Origin of the sequence: Streptomyces sp. 8N706 (assembly GCF_052245415.1) — a bacterium.
In the GTDB taxonomy this organism is placed as follows: domain Bacteria; phylum Actinomycetota; class Actinomycetes; order Streptomycetales; family Streptomycetaceae; genus Streptomyces.
In genome coordinates this window covers 15,083-29,259 of sequence record NZ_JBQQBW010000086.1, presented here as the reverse complement: position 1 = coordinate 29,259, position 14,177 = coordinate 15,083, and the positions used below count along the sequence as shown (strand labels likewise).

The window sequence follows — 14,177 nt, the reverse complement described above, 5'->3', positions numbered from 1 at the left end:
GTGGGGTCCGGCGCCGCCGTCATGCGGGGTGGCCGGGCTCAGCCCTGACCGCGGGTCCTGCGCCACAGCATCAGCCCGCCCCCCGCGCCCAGCAGCGCTGCGGCCGCGACGGAGACGCCGGTCACGGAAGCGCCGGTCTCGGCGAGGTCGCCACCGCTCTCGCGGCCGTCGTCCCTGCCCTGGGCAGAGGGCGCCGGGGCGGCGGCAGAGGCGGATGCGGAGGCGGTGGGCTCGGCCGTCGGCTTTCCGGACGGCTTGCCGCCGGGCTTCCCGGACGGCTGTCCGCCCTGCTCGCCGTCGTCCTCACAGGCGGTCCAGAAGACCTTGTGCTTCGCACGGCCGTGCTCGCCGTCGAAGTTCCAGATCAGCTTGTAGTGGCCGTCGGGCAGGGACAGATCGTCGCTCCGGCCGTCTCCTTCGACGTCGAGCGTCAGAGCGCCGCTCGTCGCCACAGTGCCCTTCGTGCCGGTCGGCGGCATCTCGACGATCTTCCAGTCCACCTGCTGGCTTCCGTCGAAGCCGAACCCGTCGAGGTAGAAGGAGCAGACGTGCGGCTCGTTCTTCCGGAGCTTCTCCCCGGTCGTCGCATCGTGGATTTTCACGGTCCCGTTGTCGCCGGGCGGCGTCGCGTACGCGGCCGGGGCGAACAGCAGCGATGTCACTGCGGCAGCCGCGATGGCAGACGCGGCAGAGAGGGTGCGCATTGGCATACCAACTTCATGGGGCAGAAGGAGGTGGGGGGCGGCGGTTCAGCCTCCAGTGGAGCGGGGCACCGGTCAAGGCGCCGCATGCCCCATCAGCACCCTTGAGTCCCGGATGCCCCAATGCTCACTCGTAACGATCCGGCCAAGACCTGTTCGCTGCGGTGGCTCTGCACGGCACGTCAGAGCAGCGCGAACGAAGCACCCATCAGAGCCGAGCCCAGCACCCCCAGGACCCAAGCCGTGCGCCGCATCCGCAGCCCCCCGGCGACGACCAGGGCCGCCAGCATGAACGAGCCGCCCAAGGGCACCCACGCATGCAGCACCCCGCCCCACCCGGTCCGTACGACATCGTCCGTGCCCGGCTTCACCGCCACCAGCAGCCGCTCGCCCGTCCTGTGGGTGACTGCCTCGTCGATCGTCACCTTCCGCCGGTCGGGCGACGCGGGATCGGCCGGGACGAACGGCCCCGTGCACCTCTCCTCACCGCACCGGGCCACCATCATCGTGCCCCGCTCACGGCCCTTCGTCAGCATCGAGTGCTGCGCGGTGCCCCAGGAGGTCCACACGCCCGCGACCAGCAGCAGCAGAACCACCGCCGCCATCACCAGGTTCCTGCCGACCAGCAGCAGCCCGTAGGCGCTCTCACCCGCGCGCCGTGTCCGGCTGCGCTTCGTCCTCGGCGCGGTCGTGGTGGCAGTGGTGGGCTTGGCCATGGCGGCGATCCTTGGCCATGCGGAAGCCTCGGTCAACCTGCGGCCACCCCCTTGGGAGGGGCTGTCCCGTTAGGTGGCTGCTGTCCCGGTAGGCGCCGTACGCGCCCTACGCGCGAGGTTGCTGAACGAGCCTCATGCGGCACCCTCCGTGCCCCAAGTGGCATGCCCGGTAGCCGAGGTCGGGACCTCGGCGGTGAACTCGCCGCCGCCGTCGAGGAGGCGGACGTAGCCCGAGACGGGCTCGCCGTCGCGGGTCACCGAACCCCTGGATGATTGACGCGTCCGGTGTCCGGGTCGTGTCGTGCGCGCCGGCCCAGTCCCTGCCCCGCCTCAGGTGTTGTACGTCCCCTGCGCCCGCTCCAGACCGTCCACGATCAGACACTCCACCGCGTCCGCCGCCCGGTCCACGAAGTAGTCCAGGTCCTTGCGCTCCGCCGACGAGAAGTCCTTGAGCACGAACGCCGCCACATCCATCCGCCCCGGCGGCCTCCCGATCCCGAACCGCACCCGGTGATAGTCCGGACCCAGTGCCTTCGTGATCGACTTCAGACCGTTGTGGCCGTTGTCCCCGCCGCCCAGCTTCAGCCGCAGCGCCCCGTAGCCGATATCCAGCTCGTCATGGACCGCCACGATGTTCCCGACCGGAACCTTGTAGAAGTCCCGCAGCGCCGTCACCGGCCCGCCCGACAGGTTCATGTACGACATCGGCTTCGCCACGACCACCCGCCGGCTCGACGGACCCGGCGCCCCCAGCCGTCCCTCCACGACCTGCGCCCGGGCCTTGTGCGCCTTGAACCGGCCGCCGATCCGGTCGGCGAGCAGATCGGCCACCATGAAGCCCACGTTGTGGCGGTTCGCCGCGTACCCCGGCCCCGGGTTGCCCAGACCCACCACGAGCCAGGGGCTGTCCACGTCGCTCATCTACGTCTCTCCTGCCGCGGATGGATCGGATCGTTCGGTGCCGTACAGGCATACACGACCGCCGCCCCACTCCTGGGGAGCGGGACGGCGGTCGTCCTCAGGCCTCGTACGCCGCCCCGGAACCGCCGGCTGAGGGCGTGCCTCCTCAGCCCGCCGGACGGGGCGGCGGCGGGATCCCCGGAGGGATCCGGAGGGTCACGCCTCGGCGGTCTCGCCCTCGGCGCCCTCTTCGCCCTCGGCCGCCGGCTCCTCCGCCTGCGCCGAGAGGACCTGCAGCACGACTGCGTCCTCCTCGACGGCCAGAGAGGTGCCCTTCGGCAGGCTGATGTCCTTGGCCAGGACCGCGGCGCCGGCCTCCAGGCCCTCCACGGAGATGGTCACGGACTCGGGGATGTGGGTCGCCTCGGTCTCGACGGGCAGCGCGTTCAGCACGTGCTCGAGCAGGTTGCCGCCCGGCGCCAGCTCGCCCTCGGTGTGGATCGGGATCTCGACGGTGACCTTCTCGCCCTTCTCCACGACGAGCAGGTCCACGTGGACCAGGAAGCCGCGGATGGCCTCACGCTGGATGGCCTTGGGGATGACGAGCTGGCTCTTGCCGTCGATCTGAAGGTTGATGAGCACGTTCGGGGTCTTCAGCGCCATCATCAGGTCATGGGCGGGGATGACGACGTGCGCCGGCTCGGCACCGTGACCGTAGATGACACCCGGGACCTTGCCGTCACGGCGGTTGCGGCGGGCGGCGCCCTTGCCGAACTCGGAACGGACCTCAGCGGAAATCTTGTACTCAGCCATGACTGCGCTCCTCGCAGGTGGTGCTTCCCGGGGGAAGCGTGGATCCGACGACCGTCACCCGGCCCACGACAGACCTGCTACGAAGAGCGCGTCGATAACGGACCGCCACACCACACGTGTGGCTTCCCTCGCCGAGCAACCCGCTGATTCTACCCGGCGGGGCGGCCGGTCCCAAAGTCGATCACCCCGGCGGCCACCGGGCCGGCACGCCGGAAGCCCCCGGTTCCGGAGCCCGTAGCTCCGGAACCGGGGGCTTCCGGCGTCGGTCAGGCCTGCTCCTCGAAGAGGCTCGTCACCGAACCGTCCTCGAACACCTCACGCACGGCCCGCGCGATCGTCGGCGCCATCGACAGCACCGTGATCTTGTCGAGCTCCAGCTCACCCGGGGTCGGCAGCGTGTTCGTGAAGACGAACTCACTCACCTTCGAATTCTTCAGCCGGTCAGCGGCCGGACCCGACAGCACACCATGCGTCGCCGTCACGATCACGTCCTCCGCACCATTGGCGAACAGCGCATCCGCCGCCGCGCAGATCGTGCCACCCGTATCGATCATGTCATCGACCAGGACGCACACCCGGCCCTTCACATCACCGACGACCTCATGCACGGTCACCTGGTTCGCGACGTCCTTGTCACGCCGCTTGTGCACAATCGCCAGCGGCGCACCCAGCCGGTCGCACCAGCGGTCGGCCACCCGCACCCGGCCCGCGTCCGGCGACACCACCGTCAGCTTCTCCCGGTCCACCTTCGCGCCCACATAATCCGCCAGCACCGGCAGCGCGAAAAGATGATCCACCGGACCGTCGAAGAAACCCTGAATCTGGTCGGTGTGCAGATCGACCGTAAGAATCCGGTCCGCCCCCGCACTCTTCAGCAGATCAGCGATCAGACGCGCCGAGATCGGCTCTCGACCACGGTGCTTCTTGTCCTGACGGGCATAGCCGTAGAAAGGCACGATCACGGTGATGCTCCGCGCCGACGCGCGCTTCAGAGCATCGATCATGATCAGCTGCTCCATGATCCACTTATTGATGGGAGCCGTGTGACTCTGCATCAAAAAGCAGTCCGCACCACGAGCCGACTCCTGGAAACGGACATAGATCTCGCCATTGGCGAAGTCGAAAACCTTTGTCGGGACCAGGCCGACACCGAGCTGGTGCGCGACCTCCTCCGCCAACTCGGGGTGGGCGCGGCCGGAGAAGAGCATCAACTTCTTCTCGCCGGTCGTCTTGATCCCGGTCACAGCACAGTCTCCTTGCCAGCTGAAAATGTTGGGGGCACCTTGCGTGTGCTTCTCACGGTACGCCCCGCACGGCGCATCCGTTGATCGTCACCGTTCGCCGTCGGACTCCGGACGAGTAGCGGCAGCAGCCTGTGCGGCAGCACTTCCCGGGCGCTTACGAGCCACCCAACCCTCGATATTCCGCTGCTGGCCACGAGCGACTGCCAGCGCTCCCGGGGGCACATCCTTGGTGATCACCGAACCGGCGGCGGTGTACGCACCGTCCCCGACCGTGACCGGAGCCACAAACATGTTGTCGGAGCCCGTCTTGCAATGGGAACCGACCGTCGTGTGGTGCTTGTGTTCACCGTCGTAATTCACGAACACACTCGCCGCGCCGATATTCGTGTAGTCGCCGATCGTCGCATCGCCGACATACGAGAGGTGCGGAATCTTCGTACCTTCCCCGATGTCGGCGGCCTTCATCTCCACATAGGTCCCGGCCTTCGCCTTACGGCCGAGCTTCGTCCCCGGACGCAGATACGCATACGGGCCCACGCTCGCGTCCGGGCCGATCAGCGCCCCGTCCGCCACCGCATTGATCACTCGGGCACCCTCGCCGACCACCGTGTCCGTCAGTGTGCACCCCGGACCCACCTCGGCACGCGCCGCCAGATGCGTGGCACCGTGCAGCTGCGTACCCGGATGGACAACCGCGTCCGGCTCGAACGTCACCGTCACATCCACCCACGTCGACGCCGGGTCGACCACGGTGACGCCACTCAGCATGGCGTCCCGCAGCAGCCGCTCATTGAGCAGTCTGCGCGCCTCGGCGAGCTGGACACGGTTGTTGATCCCCAGAATCTCCCGGTGGTCCGCCGCCACCGCCGCCCCCACCCGATGGCCCGACTCCCGAAGAATGCCGAGCACATCGGTGAGGTACTCCTCCCCCTGGCTGTTGTCGGTACGAACCTTCCCCAGCGCCTCCGACAGCAGCCGGCCGTCGAAGGCGAACACACCCGAATTGATCTCGGTGATGGCCCGCTGCGCCTCCGTGGCGTCCTTGTGCTCGACGATCGCGGTGACGGCGCCGCCGGCGGGGTCTCGGACGATACGGCCGTAGCCGGTGGAGTCGGGGACCTGGGCGGTGAGAACGGTCACGGCGTTGCCGTCGGAGGCGTGGGCCCCGGCGAGCCGCCGGAGCGTCTCGCCGGTGAGAAGCGGGGTGTCGCCGCAGACCACGACCACGGTGCCCTCGACGGGTGCCGCGTCGCTGCCCCCGGCCAGCTCCTCCAGGCCCATGCGCACGGCGTGACCGGTGCCGTTCTGCTCGTGCTGCACGGCGGTACGGGTACCGGGGTCGATCTCGGCGAGATGTGCGGTGACCTGCTCGCGTGCGTGGCCCACGACCACGACGAGGTGCTCCGGGTCCAGCTCACGGGACGCGGCGACGACGTGGCCGACGAGGGAGCGACCGCAGAGAGAGTGCAGGACCTTGGGGGTCGCCGACTTCATACGGGTGCCCTCACCCGCTGCAAGGACGACGACGGCTGCCGGGCGGTTGGCGCTCACGGGTGTGCCCTTCGGCTTCGGGTGGTGGACACCCGCAGGATACCGGGGCGTTTTGCGCCAGAAACACCTCGGGTCCCGACTGTGCGGTCGGGACCCGATGAACGCGAACCTGAGCTCCGCCGCCAGGATTCGAACCTGGACTGCAAGGATTCAAAGTCCTGCGGGCTGCCTGTTACCCCACGGCGGATCACTGCGACAGACCATACCGGAGACCTGATCGGTCGATGTGCGCCGCGAGTCGGCCCCCCTTGCCGTACTACCAGCCCTCGTTGCGGCCGACGGGCCCGCGCCTCGCAGAACGCGGACGCCGGGCCCTGCGCCACGATCGCGTCGTACGTCCTACCGGCCCGCCGTACTCGCGGGCGCTGGTCGGCTGCCCGCGTGAAGGGGTCGAAAACCTGGGCGATTCAGCAGTTCGTGTGGAAGTCGGGGATATCGACCACGTTCGAATTTGTTGTATGTGGGTGCAGGCGCCGGAAAAACGATGGCTCCCGCCCGTACGCTGGTTGCCATGACCACAACGGGGGTAGACACGGAGGCCGGTGCGAGGGGAACGCCCGGAGGGCCGTGGTGGTGGGTTCGGCGACGGAGCATGGTGCTGGACATCGTGCTGGCCGTCGCCTCTGCGGTGGAGTGCGTGTTCGAAGGTGTCGTCTTCGCGGACGAGGCGCGCATTCCGGTCGGGGCGGGGGTTCTGCTGGGGGTGGTCGCCGGGTCGACGCTGGTCCTGCGACGGCGTCGGCCGATAGCGGTCGTTCTGGTGTCGATCGCCGTCATCCCCGCCGAGATGGGCTTTCTGCTGGGTGTCATCGGGCTCTACACACTTGCCGCCTCCGAGGTGCCGCGCCGGATCACGGTCGTGCTGGCCGGGATGTCGATGGGCGGCACGCTGCTGATCGCGTTCATCCGTTTCCACCAGGAGCTGCGGCAGGACGGTTACATGCCGCCGCTCTGGGTCACGCTCCTCGTCTCGGTGCTGATGGCCCTGGGCCTGACGGCGCCGTCCCTGCTGCTCGGGTTGTACGTCGGGGCGCGGCGGCGGTTGGTGGAGAGTCTGCGGGAGCGTGCGGACGGGCTGGAGCGGGAGCTGTCGCTGCTGGCGGACCGGGCCGAGGAGCGGGCCGAGTGGGCGCGGAGCGAGGAGCGGACGCGGATCGCCCGGGAGATGCATGACGTCGTGGCGCACCGGGTGTCGTTGATGGTGGTGCATGCGGCGGCATTGCAGGCGGTGGCGCTGAAGGATCCGGAGCGGGCGTCGAAGAACGCGGCTCTGGTGGGGGACATGGGGCGGCAGGCGCTCACGGAGCTGCGGGAGATGCTGGGGGTTCTGCGTACGGGAGAGAGTTCGGCCGGGCGCACGCGGTCCGCGACCGGGCGAGCGGAATCTTCGGATGGCTCGAACTCGGCGGGGGCCGGGCGGACCGGGGAGGCGGACCGTGGCGCCGCGTCGGTCCGGCTCGCGGACTTCGCGGCGGCCGGGCGGGCGGCCGGGCCGGTGTCGGAGGCGGCAGTCGGACGTGTGTGCCCGGCCGAGGTGTCGTTCTCGGGCGGCGGGCCCGGTGCCGCGCCGGCGTCGTCGGAGCAGGCGGGGGACGGCCCGCAGTTGAGTGAGCTGGCAACGCTGGTGGGGGAGTCGCGGGCGGCGGGGATGGTCGTGGAGCTGTCCGTGGAGGGCGAGGAGCGGGCGTATGCGCCCGAGGTGGAGCAGACCGCGTATCGGGTGGTGCAGGAGGCACTGACGAATGTGCACAAGCATGCGGCGGGTGCGAAGGCGCGGGTGAGGCTGGCGCACCGGGAGGCCGAGGTGGCGGTTCTGGTGGAGAACGGGCCTGCGGCGGAGGGCGGTTCCGATGCGCGGTTGCCGAGCGGGGGCAACGGTCTGGTAGGGATGCGGGAGCGGGTGACGGCGCTCGGCGGTGGGTTTGTGTCGGGGCCGACGGAGGCGGGTGGCTTCCGTGTGTCGGCGGTGCTCCCGGACCGTGCGGAGAGTCCGGGCGGCCTCGTGAGCCCGGACGGTCCGGGGAGTCCGGTGGGCCCGGACGGTCCGGGGAGTCCGGCCCGTACGGACAGCCCGGCGCGTACGGCCTGACAGCCGGTCGTGCGTGCGTACGGCCACCTGTTCCGTAGGCCTGACGGACTCTGTCCGTCCGACCGACCCCGCCTGGTTCCTGTGTACGAGCAGTCCGGTCTTTACGGCGTGACCACCCAGCCCGTCCGTCCCGTCCGTCCGGCAAGCCCCCGGCGTACGCCCGACTGCTGGTCCCTGCTGCGGCCGGCCGGCCCGGCCCGTGCCACCTGTCCGCCGCGTCCGTACGACCGGCCGCGGGCGTCCGTACAGCCCCGGCCGTCCGTACGCCGCGGGGGCGGCACGATGAGGTGCGTTCGCGGGGTGGCTGGTCAGCCCTTGGTGGTCAGGCGTGCCGGGGTGGTGCCCGTGAGCAGGGTGGCGAGGGCCTGGTCGACGTCCGCGCCCAGGTACCAGTCGCCGGTGTGGTCGAGGCTGTAGACCCGGCCTTGCGCGTCGATGGCGAGGACCGCGCCCGTGCCGGCGGTCTCCTCGCCGAGCGGACAGATCTCGGTGGCGAGGGCGCGGCCCAGATCGGCGAGGGTTCGGGCGAGATGGAGTCCGCGCAGGGGGTCGATGACCAGTGGTGTCGGTGCGATGTGGCGGCCGGGGCCGGGGGCGGAGAGGTGCAGACCGCCGAATTCGGCCCAGGCTTCGACGGCGGAGGGGAGGACGGTGTGCCGGTGTCCGCCGGGGGAGGTGTGGGCGCGGAGGGTGTCGGCCCAGATCTCGGCCTGGGCGATGTTCCAGCGGCCGGGCTCCCAGCCTGCTTCGCGCAGGGCGGCGTCGACGGCGACCGGGAAGCGTGTGGCGGCGGTGCGTTCGAAGGCGCGCACGTCAGCTCCCGTTCGTCGGGTCGATGGCGCGTACGCCGAAGTGGGCGAGGAGGGAGGCGCAGGAGCGGCAGGGCGGGGCGTAGGTGCCGTGGTGGGGGTCGCCGTCCTCGCGGATGCGCCGGGCGGTGAGCTTGGACTGCTTGAGGGCCCGGCGGGCCTCTCCGTGGGTGAGCGGTTTGCGGGATGCGCGCTTGCCGCGGGTGGTTTCGACGGTGGTGAGGTAGCGGGACAGCAGCAGGGCTTCGGGACAGCGGCCGGTGAATCTTTCCCTCCGGTCGCTGGTGAGGGTGTCGAGGAAGTCCTGTACGAGGGGGTGGAGGGCCGGGGGCTGGCCGCCCTTGGGGGCGGTCGCGGTGAGGGTCTCGCCGCGGACGGAGAGGGCGGCGGCGACGGCGGGCAGGATGCCGTCACGGCGGTGGAGGAGCGCGGGCGTCCCGGCCGTGTCGTCGGTGGCGCTCCAGCGGAGCCGGGGGTCGCCCGGTGGCATGGCGGATTCGGTGTCCTGTGCGGTGCTCATCGTGCGTTTCCCTCCCGTGCAATCCCCCGAGTTGCGGGGACAGCCTGCCAAAGGTGCAGGCAGATGCGGAAGCCGAGGGTAGGGCTGCGGCGCGTCGTTCGACCCGAGGTCACGGCAGGTTGACGGACCGTCACCGCGGTGACGCGGCCCAAGGAGGCGGCGGGTCGCGCGGAGGTGCCGGTTCCGCAGTGCTGCCCGACCAGCGGGGAATCGGGTCATCGCCGTGGAGAACGGCCCGTGAGGTGGGCCGGACCGGGGAGAGACCCGCCATTGCGGCAGCGCTTAGGCTGTGCCCATCAGCCAGACGCAGCAGGGGGCAACCGCCATGACAACAGGTCGGCTCGGGCTGGGGGCACCTCCCGGCCCCCAGGCCGGGGGACAGGCCGCGCCACCGAACACGGCCTACGCCGGGCAGGTCGTGCACTTCCCGGACCCGGTCCGGGCCGCCCGGCACCCCCAGGGGGTGCGGGTGGACGAGAGCGGGTTCCCGGATTTCTCCCCGTATGCGCGGGCTGCCGCGGAGATCGCCGACCCGCCGGAGGGTTTCGGCGTCGACGAGTTGCGGCTGACGGACTATGTGTCGGCGAACGCCGCACTGCACGCCGACGGGCACGAGCTGTGGGGGAGTCTGCCGCCGGTGGCCACCCCGCACGGCTGGACCTGGCACCACGTCGCGGGCACCCGCCGGATGGAGCTCGTCCCCGTCGAGGTGAAGGCGCTGCTGCGGCACCATGGCGGGCTGGCGACCGCGCCGGTGGACCAGGACAAGCGTGGTACGCGGCCGTTGCAGGAGACCCGGCCGGTGCACTTCGGGCTTCCGGCACGGTCGTTGGCGGTGACCGAGGAGCAGGTGCTCCGCGTGGAAGAGGATTTGGGCTACCGGCTGCCCGGCGCGTACCGGTCCTTCCTCAAGGCGGCGGGCGGCTGCGCACCGGTCGGTGTGGCGCTCGACGCGGAACTGGGGCTGCTGGTCGACCAGCCGTTCTTCGCGGTACGGGACGAGGCCGCCGTCAATGACCTCGTGTATGTCAACAAGTGCCTGCGGGATCACTTCACCAAGGACTATCTGGGAGTGGCCTTCGTACAGGGCGGTGTGGTCGCGGTGAAGGTGAAGGGGCAGGCGCTCGGTTCCGTGTGGTTCTGCGCGTACGACGATGCGCGCGACCGCGACGGCCTCCCGGTCCAGGAGCGGACGGAGCGGCTGCTGCTGCCGTGCGGTGAGGACTTCGACGACTTCCTCCAGCGGCTGGCGGGCAATCCGCCGGAGCTGGACACCGTGGCGAACCTGATGGTGGACGGCGGCTTCGCGCGCGCCGTTCCGGTGGAGGGGTGAGCGCGATGGTGACGTTCGCGCAGGCACAGGAGCGTGCGGAGCGCTGGGTCAACGGTGACGTGCCGCCGTACCAGCACCGGGAGGTGCGGGTACGGGAGTTCGACCTGGGGTTCGTGGCCTGGGCCGAGGACCGGGAGGACGGGCCGACGTCGGACGGCGCCCGCGCCCGGCTGGTGATCGCCCGGGACAGCGGGGAGGCCACGCTGTGGCCGGGGCTGCCGGTGGGTGAGGTCATCCGCCGGTACGAGGAGGAGTACGGCGCGTCCGGCAGCCGGGCCGCGGCGGCGGGGGTACCGCCGCAGCGGATCGATCTCGAGGCGACGTCGTTCCTGCTGACGCCGCCGCAGTGGTTGCAGGACGCGGCGGATCAGATCGGGATCCCGGACCGGCGGTCGCAGGAGTCCGGGACGACGGCCGGGGCGGGACCGTCCTCGCCGGGGTCGTCCTCGTCCTCGCCGCCGGGTTCTTCGGCGGGTACACCCTCGGCGGAGTCCTCCTGGCCGGATGCCGGTTCGGACAGCAGCGGTGGCGGTACGGACGCGGCCGCCCCGGTGGCGTACGAGCCCACGGCCTCGGACGGGGTCCCCGCGCCACGGCAGCCCGGCGACTCCTCCGGCGGCGGTCCGGGTGCGCTCTCGGAGGACACGCCCTGGGCCGACGCGAACACCCGGGGCGGGGACGAGGACCGTTCCGTGGGCTTGCCGGACACGGTCTTCGCCCCCCCGCTGGTGGATTCGGACGACGATGACACTCCGCAACCAGGGGCGATTGCCGAGGCCAAGACCGAACTCATGTCGGGCGGCAGCCAGTTGCCGCGGACAGCGGTCGCTCCGGCGATCGGCGGCCCGGGGGATCCGGGACGGCCGGACCAGTCGGACCAGTCGGACCAGTCGGGTTGGTCGGGGCCGGGAGCTCCGGGTGTTCCGCCGGTCCCGCCGCAGGGCGTGCCCGGCGCTCCGGGCGCTACCGGTGCCCCGCCCGCCCCCGCTGCCGGGGGCCGGCCGGGTCTGAACGCCGCGGACATCGCCGACGCTGCCACGACCCGTGCCCCGCGCGGCGCCGGGCGCGGCGCTCCGCCGCCTCCCGGTGCCCCGGGTACGCCGGGTGCCCGCGCCGGTGGTCCGGGCGCTCCGCCGCCGCCCCCCGGCGCACCGGGTACACCGGGTGCGGGGGCGCCTCCGGCGTCGGGACCGGGCGCTCCGGGAGCACCCGCCGGTGGTTACATCCCGACACAGCTGGTCTCGGCGCTTCCGCCGGAGGCCGCGGTCGCTGACGGCCCGCAGCCGCCGGGCGCTCCGGGCGTTCCCGGTCAGCCGGGTGCCGGTGGGTCGCAGCCGCCCGGTGGGCCGGGTGGTGTGCATCATGCGGCGACGATGCTGGCGAGTCCTGGTGGTCCCGGTGCTCCGCAGCCCCCTGGCCCGCCGGGCGCTCCGGGGGCTGGTGTTCCACAACCCCCGGGGCCGCCCGGGCAGCCGGGTGCCGGTGGTCCCACGCCGCCTGGTGCGCCCGGTGGGCCGGGTGGTGTGCATCATGCGGCGACGATGCTGGCGGGCCCCGGTGGTCCGGGTGCTCCGCAGCCCCCTGGCCCGCCCGGTGCTCCCGGTCAGCCGGGTGCTGGTGGCACGCAGCCGCCCGGTCAGCCCGGTCAGCCGGGTTCCGCTGCTCCTCAGCAGCCTCCTGGTGCGTCCTCTCCCGGTGGCCCCCAGCACGGTGGCCCCGCCGGCCCGGGTGGGCTGCACGCTGCCGCCACGATGCTCGCCGGTGGTCCCGGTGCCCCGCCCGTGCCCGGTCCGGGTGGTCCAGGCGGTCCGGGTGTGCCCCAGCCGCCCGGCGCCCCGGGCTCACCCGGGGCTGCGCCCGGTGCTCAGCCGCCCGGTGCGCCCGGGATGCCGCCCGGTGCCCAGCCGCCCGCCGCGTACGGCTATCCGCAGGCTCCCACCGGACAGCCCATGGTCGGCCCCGGCTATATGGCTGTGCTCCGTTACCGTGCGCAGGACGGCTCCGAGCAGCAGCTCATCCGCCGTTCCGCGCCGGGCACCCCGCATCCGGAGTGGCAGATCCTGCACGAGCTGCGGGCCCTGGGCGTCCCGCCGCAGCAGGTGCTGGAGCTGCACACCGAGCTGGAGTCCTGTGATCTGCCGGGCGGTTACTGCGCCCGGATGATCCGTGAGACCTGGCCGCAGGTGCGGATCAGCCACACCGCCCCGTACGGCCATGACCACGCCTCGCGCCAACAGGGCGTACGTCATCTGATTGACCATCAGGGCGAGCTGCACCAGGTCGCGGACGGCCCGGCTCTGCCGGCGCCCAACCGCGTGCCGCTGCCGCACCCCAGTCAGGTGCAGCGTGTTCCGCCGATCCCCGTGGAGGGAGTCGCGCACGAGCTGATGCAGGCGTTCGGGCCGCAGGGGGTGTTCCGCTTCGACCAGCGTGCCGTGTCGCGCCAGGGAGTGCCCGAGGTGGTCGCGCAGACCCTCGTCTGGGCGGGCCTTCCGCTGGACGTCGGTCCGTTCTTCTGGGCCCAGGCCCAGCCGGGCCGCCCGGTGCCGACACTGGCCGAGCTGGCCGCGGAGCGCGCGGTGCAGCCGGCGGCGGACGCGAGCTCGTATCTGGTAATGGGCACCGACTTCGGCCGGCAGCTGTGTGTGCAGTACGGCACGGCGGCGATCGTGGCCGTGCCGGTCGAGGCGGGGCCGGGCGGGCAGCCGGTGGCGCCGCAGTTCGTCAACTCCAGCCTGCCGGAGTTCGTTCGCTGCTTGGCGCTGCTGGGCCGGATGTGGCGGCTGCGGTTCGGTCTGACGCCGGAGCAGGCGGGCCGCTGGACCGTCGACTTCCAGGCGCAGCTGGCCTCGCTGGATCCGGCCGCGCTGTCCTCGCCGGAGAACTGGTGGGCGGTGCTTCTGGAGCAGATGTGGGACGGCCTCTTCTAGGGCGTGTTTCGAAAGTCCCTCCCCCAGCCTCCGGCCGGGGGTACCCCCACCGCCTTGCGATCGCACGCACCAGCCGCCGCGACCCCCGCCCTTCGGGCGGACGGCGCTACTTTCGAAACACGCCCAGTCCCTCCCCTGGCCTTCGGCATGGGGCGACCCCAGAGGCCGGTCCGGCGCCTTGCAGCCGACCGCACCAGGGTCACCCGGCTACCGGGCAACCTCGGCTGACGCGGCACTGGAAAACCAGGTCTCCGTCTCCGACAGGCGCCAGGAGTGGACCGGGGCGCCCGAACCTGTGGCACAGGGTCGGGCGCCCCGGTCGTTTCTGCGACGTCGGTGCGCGTCGCGCGGCGTCGCCGCCCGGTGGCGGGGAGACCGTTTCCGCCAGGACGGCGCTGCGGGGTAGGGGAGCGCGGAAGCGCAGATGAGCCGGGCGAGTGACGCGTTCTCCGCGTACGCGCGACGTGACCTCGGAATCGGAGGGCCGCTTCCGCCGTCGGGAGCCTGCCCCGGGACTGGCAACAGGACGACCTCGGTTGAAGAGCCCGCCCGATGGGGCGTTCGTTGAGCG

The 14,177-nt window shown here is 71.7% G+C and carries 11 protein-coding genes, 1 tRNA gene and 1 pseudogene; 3 read left to right on the top strand and 10 right to left on the bottom strand.

The genetic code is table 11. The features are described from left to right. Positions 1 to 38: 38 nt before the first annotated feature. The 8 genes and pseudogenes from ACTWQE_RS25650 to ACTWQE_RS25615 all read right to left on the bottom strand — a co-directional run bounded on the left by ACTWQE_RS25650 (position 39) and on the right by ACTWQE_RS25615 (position 6,112). Entirely contained in the window at positions 39 to 704 is a 666-nt protein-coding gene (locus ACTWQE_RS25650) for an LPXTG cell wall anchor domain-containing protein (RefSeq protein ID WP_443331409.1), read from the bottom strand. Between the two features lie 179 nt (positions 705 to 883). Continuing rightward, positions 884 to 1,417, bottom strand: a complete 534-nt coding sequence (locus tag ACTWQE_RS25645) for a hypothetical protein (RefSeq protein ID WP_443331407.1) — start codon at positions 1,415 to 1,417, stop codon at positions 884 to 886. Between the two features lie 165 nt (positions 1,418 to 1,582). After that, positions 1,583 to 1,741, bottom strand: a pseudogene (locus tag ACTWQE_RS25640) (DUF1416 domain-containing protein); the annotation flags it as partial. Between the two features lie 6 nt (positions 1,742 to 1,747). Beyond that, the gene (gene pth, locus ACTWQE_RS25635; RefSeq protein WP_443331406.1) at positions 1,748 to 2,338 is read right to left on the bottom strand and encodes an aminoacyl-tRNA hydrolase; all 591 of its coding nucleotides are present in this window, start codon (positions 2,336 to 2,338) and stop codon (positions 1,748 to 1,750) included. A gap of 195 nt (positions 2,339 to 2,533) precedes the next feature. Then, a complete protein-coding gene (locus ACTWQE_RS25630) occupies positions 2,534 to 3,130 on the bottom strand; it encodes a 50S ribosomal protein L25/general stress protein Ctc (RefSeq protein ID WP_443331405.1) in 597 nt (198 codons plus the stop codon). Between the two features lie 266 nt (positions 3,131 to 3,396). Then, positions 3,397 to 4,374: a ribose-phosphate diphosphokinase gene (locus ACTWQE_RS25625; protein WP_443331404.1), complete on the bottom strand. Its 978-nt coding sequence runs from the start codon at positions 4,372 to 4,374 to the stop codon at positions 3,397 to 3,399. 87 nt (positions 4,375 to 4,461) lie between these two features. Beyond that, positions 4,462 to 5,925, bottom strand: a complete 1,464-nt coding sequence (gene glmU / locus ACTWQE_RS25620; protein WP_443331403.1) for a bifunctional UDP-N-acetylglucosamine diphosphorylase/glucosamine-1-phosphate N-acetyltransferase GlmU — start codon at positions 5,923 to 5,925, stop codon at positions 4,462 to 4,464. Positions 5,926 to 6,039: 114 nt separating this feature from the next. Further along, positions 6,040 to 6,112 (bottom strand) — tRNA-Gln (locus ACTWQE_RS25615). A 324-nt stretch (positions 6,113 to 6,436) separates the two neighbouring features. Between ACTWQE_RS25615 and ACTWQE_RS25610 the strand changes: the two genes are divergently transcribed. Then, on the top strand, positions 6,437 to 8,014 hold the full coding sequence (locus ACTWQE_RS25610; protein WP_443331402.1) for a histidine kinase: 1,578 nt from the start codon (positions 6,437 to 6,439) through the stop codon (positions 8,012 to 8,014). A 308-nt stretch (positions 8,015 to 8,322) separates the two neighbouring features. On the opposite strand, the gene ACTWQE_RS25605 is transcribed toward ACTWQE_RS25610, so the two are convergent. Then, positions 8,323 to 8,826 (bottom strand): SUKH-3 domain-containing protein, encoded by a 504-nt coding sequence (locus ACTWQE_RS25605; RefSeq protein WP_443331401.1) that lies wholly within the window; start codon positions 8,824 to 8,826, stop codon positions 8,323 to 8,325. A 1-nt stretch (position 8,827) separates the two neighbouring features. Then, positions 8,828 to 9,343: a YwqJ-related putative deaminase gene (locus ACTWQE_RS25600; RefSeq protein WP_443331400.1), complete on the bottom strand. Its 516-nt coding sequence runs from the start codon at positions 9,341 to 9,343 to the stop codon at positions 8,828 to 8,830. 325 nt (positions 9,344 to 9,668) lie between these two features. Between ACTWQE_RS25600 and ACTWQE_RS25595 the strand changes: the two genes are divergently transcribed. Together ACTWQE_RS25595 and ACTWQE_RS25590 are read left to right on the top strand one after the other, a co-directional pair. Beyond that, complete coding sequence (locus tag ACTWQE_RS25595) at positions 9,669 to 10,676, top strand: SMI1/KNR4 family protein (RefSeq protein ID WP_443331399.1); 1,008 nt, start codon at positions 9,669 to 9,671, stop codon at positions 10,674 to 10,676. 5 nt (positions 10,677 to 10,681) lie between these two features. After that, positions 10,682 to 13,606, top strand: a complete 2,925-nt coding sequence (locus ACTWQE_RS25590) for an SUKH-4 family immunity protein (RefSeq protein ID WP_443331398.1) — start codon at positions 10,682 to 10,684, stop codon at positions 13,604 to 13,606. The last annotated feature ends 571 nt before the right edge of the window (positions 13,607 to 14,177 follow it).